The 13,529-nt window shown below is 34.6% G+C and carries 17 protein-coding genes and 2 pseudogenes; 8 read left to right on the top strand and 11 right to left on the bottom strand.

Going from position 1 to position 13,529, the window contains the following annotated elements; genetic code table 11:
• Positions 1-41 precede the first annotated feature (41 nt).
• From dltD to U860_RS0128390, 5 genes are all read right to left on the bottom strand, one after another.
• Positions 42-1,217, bottom strand: a complete 1,176-nt coding sequence (dltD, locus tag U860_RS0128410; RefSeq protein WP_025151159.1) for a D-alanyl-lipoteichoic acid biosynthesis protein DltD — start codon at positions 1,215-1,217, stop codon at positions 42-44.
• Entirely contained in the window at positions 1,214-1,453 is a 240-nt protein-coding gene (dltC, locus tag U860_RS0128405; protein WP_000807310.1) for a D-alanine--poly(phosphoribitol) ligase subunit DltC, read from the bottom strand. Before dltC ends, dltD begins: the two co-directional genes overlap by 4 nt.
• 68 nt (positions 1,454-1,521) lie before the next feature.
• On the bottom strand, positions 1,522-2,697 hold the full coding sequence (gene dltB / locus U860_RS0128400) for a D-alanyl-lipoteichoic acid biosynthesis protein DltB (protein WP_025151158.1): 1,176 nt from the start codon (positions 2,695-2,697) through the stop codon (positions 1,522-1,524).
• Positions 2,694-4,208: a D-alanine--poly(phosphoribitol) ligase subunit DltA gene (gene dltA, locus U860_RS0128395; protein WP_002171031.1), complete on the bottom strand. Its 1,515-nt coding sequence runs from the start codon at positions 4,206-4,208 to the stop codon at positions 2,694-2,696. Before dltA ends, dltB begins: the two co-directional genes overlap by 4 nt.
• Positions 4,209-4,220: 12 nt before the next feature.
• Complete coding sequence (locus U860_RS0128390) at positions 4,221-4,367, bottom strand: teichoic acid D-Ala incorporation-associated protein DltX (RefSeq protein ID WP_025151157.1); 147 nt, start codon at positions 4,365-4,367, stop codon at positions 4,221-4,223.
• 338 nt (positions 4,368-4,705) lie between these two features.
• Between U860_RS0128390 and U860_RS0128385 the strand changes: the two genes are divergently transcribed.
• The 4 genes from U860_RS0128385 (at position 4,706) to U860_RS36125 (ending at position 7,769) form a co-directional block, all read left to right on the top strand.
• Positions 4,706-5,884: an amidohydrolase gene (locus tag U860_RS0128385; protein WP_025151156.1), complete on the top strand. Its 1,179-nt coding sequence runs from the start codon at positions 4,706-4,708 to the stop codon at positions 5,882-5,884.
• A gap of 381 nt (positions 5,885-6,265) precedes the next feature.
• Positions 6,266-6,712 (top strand): flavodoxin, encoded by a 447-nt coding sequence (locus U860_RS0128380; RefSeq protein WP_025151155.1) that lies wholly within the window; start codon positions 6,266-6,268, stop codon positions 6,710-6,712.
• Positions 6,713-6,736: 24 nt separating this feature from the next.
• The gene (locus U860_RS0128375; protein WP_025151154.1) at positions 6,737-7,510 is read left to right on the top strand and encodes a hypothetical protein; all 774 of its coding nucleotides are present in this window, start codon (positions 6,737-6,739) and stop codon (positions 7,508-7,510) included.
• A gap of 97 nt (positions 7,511-7,607) precedes the next feature.
• Entirely contained in the window at positions 7,608-7,769 is a 162-nt protein-coding gene (locus U860_RS36125) for a hypothetical protein (protein ID WP_025151153.1), read from the top strand.
• On the opposite strand, the pseudogene U860_RS34510 reads toward U860_RS36125, so the two are convergent.
• Positions 7,766-7,906, bottom strand: a pseudogene (locus U860_RS34510) (aminoglycoside phosphotransferase family protein); the annotation flags it as partial. The gene U860_RS36125 and the pseudogene U860_RS34510 overlap by 4 nt on opposite strands.
• Positions 7,907-7,956: 50 nt before the next feature.
• On the opposite strand from U860_RS34510, the pseudogene U860_RS0128365 reads away from it, so the two are divergent.
• Positions 7,957-8,154: pseudogene (locus U860_RS0128365) on the top strand (biotin transporter BioY); the annotation flags it as partial.
• A 26-nt stretch (positions 8,155-8,180) separates the two neighbouring features.
• On the opposite strand, the gene U860_RS36120 reads toward U860_RS0128365, so the two are convergent.
• From U860_RS36120 to U860_RS0128350, 3 genes are all read right to left on the bottom strand, one after another.
• The gene (locus U860_RS36120) at positions 8,181-8,330 is read right to left on the bottom strand and encodes a hypothetical protein (RefSeq protein ID WP_002171039.1); all 150 of its coding nucleotides are present in this window, start codon (positions 8,328-8,330) and stop codon (positions 8,181-8,183) included.
• Between the two features lie 18 nt (positions 8,331-8,348).
• On the bottom strand, positions 8,349-8,522 hold the full coding sequence (locus U860_RS0128355) for a hypothetical protein (protein ID WP_000343684.1): 174 nt from the start codon (positions 8,520-8,522) through the stop codon (positions 8,349-8,351).
• A 76-nt stretch (positions 8,523-8,598) separates the two neighbouring features.
• Positions 8,599-9,957: an MATE family efflux transporter gene (locus U860_RS0128350; protein WP_025151152.1), complete on the bottom strand. Its 1,359-nt coding sequence runs from the start codon at positions 9,955-9,957 to the stop codon at positions 8,599-8,601.
• Positions 9,958-10,141: 184 nt separating this feature from the next.
• Here U860_RS0128350 and bacA point away from each other — a divergent pair, with 184 nt between their 5' ends.
• Positions 10,142-10,933 carry an undecaprenyl-diphosphate phosphatase gene (gene bacA, locus U860_RS0128345; protein ID WP_025151151.1) on the top strand — a complete coding sequence of 264 codons (792 nt, stop codon included), beginning with the start codon at positions 10,142-10,144 and terminating at the stop codon, positions 10,931-10,933.
• 29 nt (positions 10,934-10,962) lie between these two features.
• Here the strand turns inward: bacA and U860_RS0128340 are convergent, their stop codons facing one another.
• Positions 10,963-11,550 (bottom strand): thioredoxin family protein, encoded by a 588-nt coding sequence (locus tag U860_RS0128340; protein WP_115610365.1) that lies wholly within the window; start codon positions 11,548-11,550, stop codon positions 10,963-10,965.
• A gap of 33 nt (positions 11,551-11,583) precedes the next feature.
• Positions 11,584-12,015 carry a regulatory YrvL family protein gene (locus tag U860_RS0128335; RefSeq protein WP_025151149.1) on the bottom strand — a complete coding sequence of 144 codons (432 nt, stop codon included), beginning with the start codon at positions 12,013-12,015 and terminating at the stop codon, positions 11,584-11,586.
• A 162-nt stretch (positions 12,016-12,177) separates the two neighbouring features.
• On the opposite strand from U860_RS0128335, the gene U860_RS0128330 reads away from it, so the two are divergent.
• Together U860_RS0128330 and U860_RS0128325 are read left to right on the top strand one after the other, a co-directional pair.
• Positions 12,178-12,597 (top strand): MarR family transcriptional regulator, encoded by a 420-nt coding sequence (locus U860_RS0128330; RefSeq protein ID WP_025151148.1) that lies wholly within the window; start codon positions 12,178-12,180, stop codon positions 12,595-12,597.
• Positions 12,598-12,808: 211 nt separating this feature from the next.
• Positions 12,809-12,964 (top strand): hypothetical protein, encoded by a 156-nt coding sequence (locus tag U860_RS0128325; RefSeq protein ID WP_000184933.1) that lies wholly within the window; start codon positions 12,809-12,811, stop codon positions 12,962-12,964.
• Positions 12,965-13,529: the final 565 nt, after the last annotated feature.

Genomic DNA, 13,529 nt, shown 5'->3' with positions numbered 1-13,529 from the left:
TACCTAAAGGGGATAATATCATAATTCAAGCGGTCTTTTCATTAGTTTGCTTTATAAAATTGCTGGATAGCTTCGTCGATGTAAACCCAGCCTTTCCAACCTAAGTGCATATGATCTTTTAAGAAGTATTTATCATACTCATGGTTTGAGAAGTCGGCAATTGGATAACCAGCTTTCTCAATTTGCTCATGAACTTTCTTATAGTACAATTCACGTCGTTCTTTCGGGAATCCAGCGTAATCGTACCAGGGACCTTTTACAGGAACAGAAATGAAGAGTGGTTTTGCACCAGATTGTTTTAATAAATCAAGTACAATTTGTAAGTCTTCATACTCTGGTGATTGGTCATAAGCATCATTTTTTAAGTAACCTTCACGTTGTTTTAATTTCTTCTTAATTTTGCTATTGAAGTAATCATCTTCGATACCATACTCGTTAGATTTTGATTCTACTGCACCTGTTTGATCAGCATGCTTACGAGCTTCTTCCCAGTTCATTTGTTTCAATGATGGATCAAGCGTTTCTGTATGCGGCTTAATATCAAACATCGCTGTAAATAAATCTTTACGATCTAAAATGTTACGATAAATATAAGCGAAAGGTTTAGCAGCAGCTGCTTTTACTTTATACTTCGTATCATCATAAGCGATACCTTCAAGCGAAATTTTTAATAAAGTTTCTTTCTTAACGATCTCAAAGTTTAATAAACGTTTTGCAATTTGCTTTTTCATTTCAGGTTTTAAATCATCGTTGAAAATGAAGTGATAACCTTGTTGTTTTGAAAAGTTAGGTGCAAAGTGTGTTTCATCAATACCTTGTGGTACAAACCATTGCGGAGAAAGAACGAATATCATTTTCTTATCTTTCAATTGGTCCATTGTAGATGCAAAGTTTAATACATGTACAAGGTCTTGTGTTCCGCCTCGTCCAAGAAGGAATGGTGTGAATCCTTCAGGTTTTACTTTGAAATAATTTGATGGATGGAAAGCATCCATACGTGCGAATTCCGATGAACCGTACATCGGAAGATATTTTGGATCTGCTAACATCTTTTGCTGTAAAATCATACTTTGAATTTTTTCTTCTTTTAAAGAAGTCGCAGCTTGTTCTACTTTCTCATCACTTACAAGTGGAAGTAGGAAGCGCGTTGGAATAAGTAAGAATACAGCAAAAAGGGCCAATGCTAAAAGCATCGGACCAAATTTTGCTTTGTTCATCGGATTTCTTCCAACTTCTTAATAACCATATTTGGTGTAGCCCACTCATCACGGTCAAAATCAGAAATAGAAACTTCAATATCTAAACGCTCTTGGAATTCAACTAATAAAGATACTACAGCGAAAGAATCAAGAATACCTTCTTCAAATAATTGAACATCTAAGTTTTCTTTCACAATATCGTTTTCACATACTTCTTCTAAAATATCTAATACTTGCTCTTTGAATTCTGCCATTTTTAAAATCTCCTTTATATCCGAAATATATTATATGTGCAACTTCTTAATAGTATAAGAAGGGTGCATTAAAAGTATCTGTTAAGGTGTCCAGAGAAGATTAGGAAACCGAAACATACAAAGTGGAACGTAATTACAATCGCAAGGACATGCGTAAATTTATTCTTTGGCCAAAACTTAAGCTTCTTGTTTTTTCGTTCGAAAATATCGAATAAGATGAACAGAGCGGCATGGTAAAGACCGTAAATAATATATTGAGCAATGGCACTTCCTTGAATGTGCCAAATTCCCATAACGAAAAAGTTTAAAAATGCACCGATATACGAAATTGTGTATCGGTTTTTAATTAACTTCTTCTTCGTTGCGAAAAAGACGAAACGCATGTAAATAAAGTCGCGGAACCAGAATGATAAACTCATGTGCCAGCGGTTCCAGAAGTCTTTAATGTTACGACTAATGAAAGGCATATTAAAGTTTTCTGGAGTTTTAATCCCCATCATATAACTTACACCGATTACGAATGCGCTATAGCCAGCAAAGTCAAAGAATAAGTACATACTATAACCATACATATAAATCATATTTGAAAGAATTGTATCTTGTTTGGCCATTGCCGTATCGACAACATGCTGATTTATTAAATAAGCAATAATAAATTTATACAAGAAACCTTGGAAAATACGATTTAGCCCTGTATATAGTAAATTTTGATATTCTTCTGCACTAGGCGGCTTTTGAATATCTTTTTGGAATCTTCGATAACGATCGATAGGTCCTGTTGAGATCGCAGGGAAGAATAAAACGAATTCCCAGAAGTTAAAGAAAGAAAGTTCTTTTATTAAACCATCACGAACTTCAAATACCATTTGAACTGCTCTAAATGTTACGTAAGATATACCTAGAAAAACAACAAGTTTCAACTCAGGTAAAAATGATGCAAACGGTGCAATTTTCGCCAAAATAAGAGGCAAAATCGATAAAATAACAGCTATACAAAACGTGAATGTACTATTATTTTGTTTTCTTAAAATTAAATAGCCTTTAATAAGGGCATATTGCCAAATAATAAATGCGGCTAACATCATTGCTTGCTTCGGTTTATCAGAGAAGATAATAGCAAGCATTACTAATGTTAAAACGGCATTATATTTACGCAATATTTTACCTTTTAATCCAGCTATGATAGTAGGTATTAATAAAATGCCCACTATAGCGAAAAAATAAAATGATCCATACGCGGTCATGCTGTAACCTCACTCAATAATTTTTTGCGATCTACCTTTCCATTTGGTGTCATTGGAATAGAAGATTGATACATGAATTTACGTGGAATCATGTAATTTGGTAATCGCTCATTGAGTTCTTTTTTGATTGCAGATGTTAATTTGAATTCTTTTTCAAACGAATGCTCTCCAGGAACAACAACCGCTAATAAGTAATCGTATTTTTCACCTTTTTTAATTGGAACAACAACTGCTCCTTCTACGTAAGAACACGCACGAAGATGATGTTCGATTTCTTCTAATTCCATTCGATAACCATGAAGCTTAATTTGGAAATCAAGACGACCATTATAGAATAGAAGACCATTTTCTACATAGCCAGCATCACCTGTTTTGTAGGCACGCTCACCGTCAATCATGGTAAATACTTTTTCTGTTAATTCAGGGCTTCCTAAATAACCAACGCTTACACTCGGTCCGACGATTACGATTTCACCTTTTTCACCATCTGGTGCAATCGTGCCATCTTCTTTCATAATAAGAAGGCGACAGTCTGATTTACAGTAACCAACTGGAAGAGATTTGTATTTATTTACAACTTCTTCTGTAACGTGAATGCCTGTTACAGCAACAGTAGCTTCTGTAGGACCGTACGTATTCATAATTGCTGCTTTCGGGAAACGCTCAATTAATTTTCTAGCCACTTCATTTGGTAACACTTCACCGCAGAATAAGAATGTTTTCATGTTTGGTAGCATACTCTCAGAGAAAGATGCTTCCATTAAACACATTTCTGCGAATGATGGTGTAGAAGTCCATACTTGTATATCCGATTGCTCTAAAGAAGCAAACAAGTCTTTTGGACGTGCAATCATATCTTTATCGATTGCCCATAGTGTACCACCTGTTACTAACGACGGGTAAATATCCATTACAGATAAATCGAATGAGAAAGGTGCTTGATTTAAGAATACTTGTCCTGTTTGTAAGTTGAAATCTTCAACAGCCCACTTCGTAAAGCTAACAAGACAATTATAAGTAATCTGAACCCCTTTCGGATTACCTGTGCTACCTGATGTGTAAATAATGTAGAAGTTCTCATCATCTTTTACCGCATGTTCAGGATTTGGAGTGTTCCCTTTATGAGTAAAGAAAATATCTTTTAAGTTGTCTTCAGATACGATGCGAACGGGTAAATCAGTTACAGTTACTTCTACCCCTGATAATAGTAATTTCGCACCAGAACTTTCAGCAATACGTTGTACACGATCAGCTGGGATAGATAAATCTACAGGAATGTATGCATGCCCAGCTTTCACACATCCTAAAAAGTTAATGATCATTTCAGGTTGCATATGGCCATAAACCATAATTGGTGAACGATCATCTGGATACTCAGAAGAAATCCAATGTGCTAACGCATCAGAATCTTCCTTTAATTGTTTGTACGTAATTTTCGCATCTCGCCAAACAAAAGCGGTTTGATCAGGCGTTTCTGCAGCCCACTTTTCAATTTGTTCTAATAACTTCATAACGTTCCCACCCTAAAATTCATTGTAAATAAACGTACTTGTGTTTGTATCATGGAATCCATACAACCAAAGTAATGCAAATAAAATTGCAAGGTAATAAACCGTCTTTGCAACCCATTGTATGAGTGGTCGAGACCATATCTCTTTTAATCTTTCCATGTCTTTCCCTCTCTTAATGAAATAATAGCTCTTTGTAGGTATCATGTCCTACATTATTGTGAAAAAAACAAAATTCCACATTTTAGGTAAAAATAAGACAAAAGGCTCTTTTTTGATATTAGCACTAAATACTAAAAAAGAAAATCCCTAACTTAGCAATTATATTACATTCAGCATGAATTTGTAATGGATTTATTATGTGAAAAGAAAGTGGTTTGTGTGAATACGTGAAAATACAATTTATGTTATTCCATTTCTGAATTGGCGTGGGTGAATAATCAATGGATACTGAGTAAAGTTTCAAGTTATAGGGTTTTTTAAAGGGAGGGGGAATTATTATGAAGATAGAGTGGAAAAGTCTTATTTCAGAAGAAAATATTATTAAATGGAGACGGCATTTTCATAAACATCCGGAACTGTCGTTTCATGAGAAAGAAACTTCACAATTTATATATGATACATTATGTTCATTTTCTTATTTTGAAGTAACAAGACCCACTAAGTATAGTGTACTAGCAATTAAAAGAGGCGTGAAAAAAGGAAAAGTAGTTGCTATTCGAGCCGATATAGATGCCTTACCAATTCACGAGGAAACAAGTAAGTCTTATACATCGGTTAATAAAGGTGTAATGCATGCATGTGGACACGATGCACATGCAGCCATTTTATTAAGTACAGCAGAGACGATAGCAAATATGAAGGAAGATTTTGCAGGAGAAATTCGTCTGTTTTTTCAGCATGCAGAGGAAGTGTATCCTGGTGGCGGACAAGAATTGGTGGAGGTCGGCGTTATGGACGGCGTCGATTATGTAATAGGTTTGCATGTTATGTCTGGATTAGAAAGCGGGAAGATAGGGATTGTATATGGTCCAATGATGGCAGCGCCAGATGTGTTTACAATTGAAATTTTAGGAAGGGGTGGTCATGCGGCACGACCAGAGGAAACGATAGATCCAATTGCTATCGGAGCGCAAATCATTACAAATTTGCAACATATTGTATCAAGAAATACAAGTGCCTTTATGCAAAGGGTAGTTTCAGTTACTCAATTTCATGGGGGAATAGCGGATAACATCATTCCAAGTGTAGCAATTTTAATGGGAACGGTTCGATCTTTTAATCAAACATTAAGAGAGGAAGCAGAAGAGAAAATTGAACAAATCGTGAAAGGAATTACAGAAGCACACGGAGGGGCTTATACATATACGTATCGCTACGGATATGATCCAGTTATTAATAATGAATATATTACGAAAATAGTAGAAGAAAGCGCGATAAAACTGTTTGGAAATCAACGTGTTGTGAAGCTTGAACCTTCTATGGGAGGAGAAGATTTTTCAGCGTATTTAAGAAAAGCACCTGGTTGTTTCATTAAAATAGGGACAGGAAATAAAAATATCGATACTTGTTATCCACATCACCATCCGAAATTTGATGTGGATGAATCAGCCCTAATTTATGGGGTTGAACTATTTCTAGAGACGACTATAAGGTTACTAGAAACGTATAAAGAATAAAAAAAGGCAACTGCGTTCTATCGCAGTTGCTTTTATTTCTTCCGTCAGAGAGGGTTGAGAAAGAACTATGCTCATTTATAGTATATGAATAGCTCACGGTCAAGCTTGTACATTTTAACTATTTTTTTAAAAATAGTTATTGACTTTGATAATCAATTTCAATTAATCTGAGTGTATAGTTGAAATTGATAATTATTATCAATAAGATAAATGAGGAATAGTAATGAGAAAAGCATTTCCCCTTCTACGAAGGGGATTAAAAAGGTAAAAATGTAGATAAGCATATTGAATGGCAACGATATGTAATTCGTTCTGAATATGTAGAGGAGAATAGCACAAATAAAACAGAAAAAGCGATACATAGTAAAGGGAGAGATTCAGTTGAGTAAGTTAGTAATGATTTATGCAAGTATGAGTGGAAATACAGAGGAAATGACCGATCATATTGCGGGTGCAATTCGTGAAACGGAAAATGAGATTGAAGTAATTGATATTATGGATACACCAGAAGCTTCTATCTTGGAACAATATGACGGTATTATTTTAGGCGCTTATACTTGGGGAGACGGTGACCTTCCTGATGATTTCTTAGAATTTTATGATGAAATGGAATCAATTAATTTAACTGGTAAAAAAGCGGCAGTATTCGGTTCTTGTGATTCTGCTTATCCGAAATACGGGGCAGCAGTTGATATTTTAATAGAAAAGCTACAAGAACGCGGGGCAGTGATTGTGTTAGAAGGACTAAAAGTAGAATTAACGCCAGAAGACGAAGATGTAGAAAAATGTTTACAGTTTGGAGCTGAATTTGTAAAACATCTTTCTTAATGGCGGAAGGGAGATGTAGAGCAATTGCATGAGAAAATCTCAATCAAAACGATGACAGATTATCATTTATACGATTTTATGCGTTGTCCACATAAATTTTATTTCCGTCATATAAAAAGAAGAGAACCATCTTCATTTGAATGGCAACAAATAGCACAAATGATTGTGAATCAAATTATTAATGAATATTACACAGTACCTGCGGGTCAACAAACGAAAATTTTTCTTTTAATACTATTAGAAAAGTATTGGAAAAAGGTAAGGGTTAATATGTTTGCTTCTAAGGCGGAGTACTATATTGTCTTAGCGAAGCTAACGGATCACTTATTACAGTTTGTTGAAAGAGATGAGAGTCAGGTACCACCATTATTTTTATATGAGAAGTTTCAAACATATATGGAAGAGTTAGGTGTTCATATTTCGTTGACGTTTGAAGTTGGTGAGTGGAGTACAGAATCATTTGTAATTAAAAAGTATGTTGTTGATGCAAATGAGGAAATGCTAGCTCTTTGTCAGAAGCTAATGACTGTTTTCAGTTATAAAGCCTTTGGTGTTATTCCTGGGAAAATTGAAGTTATAAATTTAATAGAAGGAACTAAGTATGAGTACGTTCCGAAACAGGAAGATATTATAACTGGAATGGATGATTTATATAGAATGAAAGAAATGCTGCAACAACCTGAGTACTACACAGAGCGTCATTTTCGTTCTGAGTGCATGAGTTGTGCTTTTCGTAGTGAATGTCAAGTGGAAGCGGTAAAAGAGGAAGCAGCGCAGAAGAAAAATATCGTACATTGAAGGATGCAATTTTGCATCTTTTTTTGTTATTGACATGAAAAGCTTTTCATCATTTACGGTAAATTTGTAGCAGATTTTATAAGAGGAGGAATAAGCAATGAAAGATGAAGCGATGGTATTTCAATGGTTAAAAGAACAAAATGCTCCTTTTGGAATTCAACTGCAAATTTTACAGGCGTTTCAATTGTACGAAGTTATTGTTGAAATGGATAAAAAGTTAATGATGTATGAGGAGAGAGAATATAGGGAGAGAATTTAATCTCGTCCCTGTAATGTCGCTTTCAATTGTTCTTTATTCTTGTTAAATTCTATTTCGTTATTTGTCTCAATGTTATAAACAAGATTATGCAGTAAAGGGCTGTATTGATAAAAGGTAGTGATGCGGTGAATGAGTAAGAATTGTGCACAGTTCTTTTTCTAACGGAATTCGCTTTGCATATTCAAGTTTTCGGGATTTAGAGTATAAATTTACAAATGAGGAGATACATGAAGTGACGGATGAGAGTTTTCGCTATCATGCTGTAGCATACGTTGCTGGTACTGAAAATGGTAAGAGAAGCGAAATGAAATTGAATTATGAAATGAAAATTGTAAAGGTTAATAGTTTATTCAGGGTGTTAGAACAAAAACAGTATGTACAATAAATAATCCCTCAAGAAGAAGAGGGATTTTAAAGATTTTCATTTTGTTGACCAATTTCTTTTTGAGCAATGTATAAGTTTCCTTGTTCGACTTGCTTAAGTGTATTAACAGAATCTCCTGCATATCCTTTTTGTGTTTTAACAGTTCTTTTTGAACGATTGGACTCTTGTTTCTTCATATAATAGACCACCTTCCATTAAAAATAAACGAAAATGATGAGTACAAGTAATACGGCTGCGAAAATGGTAATGCCCATTAAAAAAGAGGTGTTTTTATATTTAGGTGGCTTATGTACATCTTGCCTGTATCCAGGTGAAATTTCAGGGGCGAATTCTTCATCGAATGATTGTTTCTTTTGTTTTTCGTCCATATGTATCCACCTTTCTTTTTCATTATGTTACACGTTACAAGAAAAAATATGCATGAGGAAAACAGCCGCTATAACATTAGCGGCTGTTTTGCGTTGTATATTTTCTTTGTACTTGAAAGAGGCGGATAAGTAGGAAGCTTGCACCAAATGCCAGACCGATAATAAGACCGATCCAATAACCTTTTGCGGCCCAGTCAGTATAAGTTGCTAATAGGTAGCCAAGAGGTAGGCCTATTACCCAATAAGCAATCAATGTCATAATTAAGGTAACATTTACGTCTTTATAACCACGCAACGCTCCTTGTACTGGAGTTGCAATCGCATCTGAAATTTGAAATAAAATCGCGAATATAAGAAATTCTTTTGCTAAACGGTGAACATTTGCATCTGTCGTATAAATAGAAGCAATTTCATCATCAAAGAAATAGAGAAGAATTGAATATAAAAGAGCGAAAGCAAGGGCTAACCCAATGCCGATAAATCCATATTGTTTCGCATTATTGTATCGTTTTGCTCCAACTTCAAATCCGACGGCTATCGTCATTGCCATTGCTAAGCTTAAAGGGGTCATATATAACAAGGAAGCAAAGTTCATAGCTGCTTGATGTGCTGCAATTGTTGTCGTACTAAAATTACTCATCATAAGTGTTACAGCAGCAAAAATACTCGTTTCAAAAAAGATAGCAAACCCGATAGGGACGCCAAGTTTTAAAATTTCTTTCCAACTCGAAAGAGAAGGGCGATATAGCTGTTTAAAGATATTGAAAGATGCGAAAGGCTCTTTCGTACGAATAATAATGACGGTAATAATTAAAATGCACCAATAGGTTGCCGCGGAAGCGATTGCCGCACCAACACCACCGAGTTTTGGAAAGCCGAAGTGGCCAAAAATTAATAAGTAATTTAATACTACGTTAATTGGTAATGATAGTAATGTAATAATCATCGTTGTTCGAGTTTTCCCTAACGCATCAATAAATCCACGTAAGACAGTGTAAGTAAATAAAGGGATAATTCCAATTGCGATAATACTTAAAAATTGGGCTGCAATACTTTCTACAGGTTCTTCTAAACGCATGCCGTTTAAAATAGGTGAAACAGCGAAGAAACCGATAAGGATGACAACGAAACTAGCACAAATTGCTAAATATACTGCTTGTATGACAACGTGGGGAACGTCCTCTTTTTTCTTTGATCCAACGAGCTGTGCAACAATAGGAGTAGTAGCCATTAAAATTCCTGTTAATCCCGTACTAACTGGAATCCATATACTCGTTCCGATAGCAACACCTGCTAAATCAATAGGACTTGCATGTCCTGACATTGTCGTATCAAAAAAGCTCATCGCAAATAATGACATTTGCGTTACGAAAATCGGAAAAAATAGTAATACAAATTGTTTTAACTTTTGTGAGAATGTACTGGCTTCTTTCATAAAATCCCCTTTCCGCATAAAAACAAACTCTTACTATCATACAATCTAATCAAAAAATAGAAAAGAAATACGCGCATGCAACATATGAAATCAATAAAAAAAAGATGCACTTTGAAAAGGGATAAGGTATTATGATAAGGTGTGAAAAAATTACATATTATTTGTTATTAAGGAGGCACTACTTGTGGCTGATTGGTTAATTGGTTTAATCATGGGTGCTGTTGAAGGGTTAACAGAGTTTCTACCAGTATCATCAACAGGACATATGATTTTAACAGGACACTTAATTGGATTTGAAGGCGATAGAGCGAAAGTTTTTGAAGTTGTAATCCAATTGGGATCGATTCTAGCGGTTGTAGTTGTATTTTGGAAACGCTTATGGTCGTTAGTTGGAATTGGAAAGGTAAAAGAAGGGCCATCGTTAAATTTATTACATATTATTATTGGGATGATTCCTGCCGGCGTACTTGGCGTATTATTCCATAGTGCTATTAAAGACGTTTTATTTGGAACCGGACCGGTTGTTATTAGTTTAGTTGCTGGCGGTATTTTAATGATTGTTGCTGAGAAGTTCTCAAAACCAAGTACAGCAAGAACGTTAGATGAAATTACATATAAACAGGCATTTACAATTGGTATGTTCCAATGTTTAGCACTTTGGCCAGGATTTTCTCGTTCTGGTTCTACAATAAGTGGTGGTTTATTAGCTCGCGTGTCGCATACAGCGGCAGCTGAATATACGTTCATTTTAGCAGTACCGATGATGGTAGCTGCAAGTGGATTAGATTTAATTAAAAGCTGGGATGTATTAAGCTCAGCAGATGTAACGCTATTTGTAACGGGATTTGTAACTGCATTCGTTGTTGCGATGCTTGCAATTGTTTCATTCTTAAAATTGTTAGCACGTGTAAAACTAACACCGTTTGCTTACTATCGTTTCATTTTAGCTGCGGTATTCTATTTCTTCCTTATGTAATAAAAAACCTGCCGAGCTCGGCAGGTTTTTTATTTTACTACTTTTTCAATCATGCTTTCCATTACATGTTCCCAAAGAGAAGTATCATCAGCTAATGTAGCACGGAAATTAGCATACATTTCTTTTTGTTTTTCCTCAAATGTTGGATCTTCTTTTTCAGGCAATGTAGCGCGCATTGAAGTTACTAATTCTTGTACTTTTGGAGCACGTGGTCCCCAAACAGCTTGTTCATTTCCATCTTTATCAATGAAAATAAAGATTGGAATTGCACGTGCAGTTCCGTTTGTTAAGTATTGATCCATTAATTCTAAATTTTCATCGCGAATTAATAGTCTCATATCAATATTTGCAACCTCAGAAATTCGTTTCATAACGGGTACACATAAAAGAGCATCGCCACACCAGTCAGCTGTTAATACGATAACACGCCAGCCATCATTTTGACGTTCTTCTAGAACGGGAAGTAATTCGTTTGGAATTAAAAAGTTATTGTAAATGTGTAATAGTTCATATTGGTTTACTTTCATTTCATTTACATATGTATCAAAGGACATGCCTTTATCGGACCATTGTTGTAAATTCATAATTAACACCTCTTTAGTATGATTTGCTTTCATTGTACCAATTTTTATATAGAAAAGCTTGTATTCTTACTCTGTCTTATCGCTTAATAATTTATTTAAGACGAACAAGAATAGTACGACACAGAATTCAGCTATGTTGGACATTTGTACGCTTTCTATCCAATCATCGGCAGTATGAATGACGAACCAATCTAGCGTAATTTCGATGATTGAGAAAAGAGAAAGTGAGAGCCAATTTGGCATATTTGTCGTCATTGGATATAACAGTACTTTAAAGAAGATTAAGATAAAGTATGTAATGCCATCTAAGAGAAGGATAAATAAAAAAAAGAGTAGTAAAGCAGTTCGTGATGAGTATTCTATACCTGTAATTTGAAAGATTCCTACATATACAAAAAATATAAATGCAAAAAATATAATGAGAAAAAGAGCAATAATACTAATGATAATTGTTTTATCTTTTAGGCTGAAATTAGAGAACTTTTCCTCCTCCTCCATTAAACTCACTCCTTTTTCTGGAAAATCAATTTCATTGTATCATGAAATATATTCTGAAAAACTGCGAATTACGGGAAAATAAGATGACAAAAAGTAAGATTTCATGTAGAATTATTAATAAGGTTTTTATTTAACTAAATTAAATAAAAGGGGCTGTCAAAATTGTCTCAAAATCGAGAGCAATTAATGGAAGAACTATCGACAAATGTTTTTGCTATGTTCCGCACGTTGCGTAATGATATTGGAAGAATATTTGGTGGTTACATACCGTGGAATGAGTTCATTGTCCTTAGAATATTGAATCGCACGAATAAAGAAATGGTATCACGTGTAGCTAATGAGTTAAATGTATCGAATAGCCATATTACAGCTGTCACAGAAAAACTAATTAATAAAGGCTTTGTAACCCGTTCACGTTCTACATCAGATCGCCGTGTTGTATATTTAGAGATTACGGAACAAGGAAAAGATTTAGTTTCAAAAATGGAAAGTGAGAAAAAGAAATATTTACAAGAAAGATTTTCCGCACTTTCAGAAGAAGAAATGAATGTAATGATTTCTATTTCCAAAAAACTTATTTAAGTAATTACAAATGAGAAAACGCTTACCTATGAAAAAGAGGACCTTCCTTAAATGTGGAAGGTCCTCTTTTTCATAATAGATTATAAAATGAAACTTTAGTTAGTAGTTGCCATCCTTGCTGATTACTAGCCACACCAATCGGGATACAAAATAAAATGTGTATGAAAAAAGATAGAGCGCCATACTACTAATAAAGGAAGGAGGGAAAAATATGACGAATCGTAATGGTAGTAAAGGAAGCGGTAATCAAGGTTCACCGAAATCAGGACAATTTCAACAGGAGTTTAGTACTGAATTTGAAACTGGTAATGATAACAAAGGAAAAGAATATCGTTCAAAAAAAGGAAGTAAATCAAAAAAGGAGTGACATTAGTCACTCCTTTTTTGATTTAGGATGCTATAGAGCTAGAAGTACTGAACCAAATAGTTATGACTGGCTCAAAATGTTTGATAAAGCGGTGTGAATAGTATTTTGTATTTGGACAAAAAAATAAGACCATCACATATAGGATGGTCAAAGGAAGGGGACAATTTATGTCAATTTAATTAGGGATGGAAGCTATTCAAGACACTGGGGAATGTCTTATAAATTAGGAAGGAACAGCTTCGATACATATACTATAAAAGATAGATGTGACCTGAATGTGAACATAGAGTGAAAGAGAAAGGGAGTTTTAAGTAAGAAAATAGAGGGAACAAAAAATAAGACCATCACATATAGGATGGTCAAAGGAAGGGGACAATTTATGTCAATTTAATTAGGGATGGAAAGCTGTTCAAGACACTGGGGAATGTCTTATAAATTAGGGAGGAACAGCTCCGATACGTATACTATAAAAGATAGATGTGACCTTGATGTGAACATAGAGTGAAAGAGAAAGGGAGTTTTAAGTAAGAAAATAGAGGGAACAAAAAAATAAGACCATCACATA

It is taken from the genome of Bacillus sp. H1a, assembly GCF_000633475.1.
Classification (GTDB): domain Bacteria; phylum Bacillota; class Bacilli; order Bacillales; family Bacillaceae_G; genus Bacillus_A; species Bacillus_A paramycoides.
Note: the sequence above shows the minus strand (reverse complement) of the source record. Positions and strands in the feature narration are given on the sequence as shown.

Excerpts from the sequence above, each read along its gene's own strand:
- U860_RS0128385 (WP_025151156.1), top strand. The coding sequence starts at position 4,706 with ATGAAGATAGAGTGGAAAAGTCTTATTTCAGAAGAAAATATTATTAAA.
- U860_RS36120 (WP_002171039.1), bottom strand. The coding sequence starts at position 8,330 with ATGAAGAAACAAGAGTCCAATCGTTCAAAAAGAACTGTTAAAACACAA.
- U860_RS0128335 (WP_025151149.1), bottom strand. The coding sequence starts at position 12,015 with ATGGAGGAGGAGGAAAAGTTCTCTAATTTCAGCCTAAAAGATAAAACA.
- dltD (WP_025151159.1), bottom strand. The coding sequence starts at position 1,217 with ATGAACAAAGCAAAATTTGGTCCGATGCTTTTAGCATTGGCCCTTTTT.
- U860_RS0128355 (WP_000343684.1), bottom strand. The coding sequence starts at position 8,522 with ATGGACGAAAAACAAAAGAAACAATCATTCGATGAAGAATTCGCCCCT.
- U860_RS0128350 (WP_025151152.1), bottom strand. The coding sequence starts at position 9,957 with ATGAAAGAAGCCAGTACATTCTCACAAAAGTTAAAACAATTTGTATTA.
- U860_RS0128390 (WP_025151157.1), bottom strand. The coding sequence starts at position 4,367 with ATGGAAAGATTAAAAGAGATATGGTCTCGACCACTCATACAATGGGTT.
- dltA (WP_002171031.1), bottom strand. The coding sequence starts at position 4,208 with ATGAAGTTATTAGAACAAATTGAAAAGTGGGCTGCAGAAACGCCTGAT.
- U860_RS0128340 (WP_115610365.1), bottom strand. The coding sequence starts at position 11,550 with ATGAAAGCAAATCATACTAAAGAGGTGTTAATTATGAATTTACAACAA.
- U860_RS0128325 (WP_000184933.1), top strand. The coding sequence starts at position 12,809 with ATGACGAATCGTAATGGTAGTAAAGGAAGCGGTAATCAAGGTTCACCG.
- U860_RS36125 (WP_025151153.1), top strand. The coding sequence starts at position 7,608 with ATGAAAGATGAAGCGATGGTATTTCAATGGTTAAAAGAACAAAATGCT.
- dltB (WP_025151158.1), bottom strand. The coding sequence starts at position 2,697 with ATGACCGCGTATGGATCATTTTATTTTTTCGCTATAGTGGGCATTTTA.
- dltC (WP_000807310.1), bottom strand. The coding sequence starts at position 1,453 with ATGGCAGAATTCAAAGAGCAAGTATTAGATATTTTAGAAGAAGTATGT.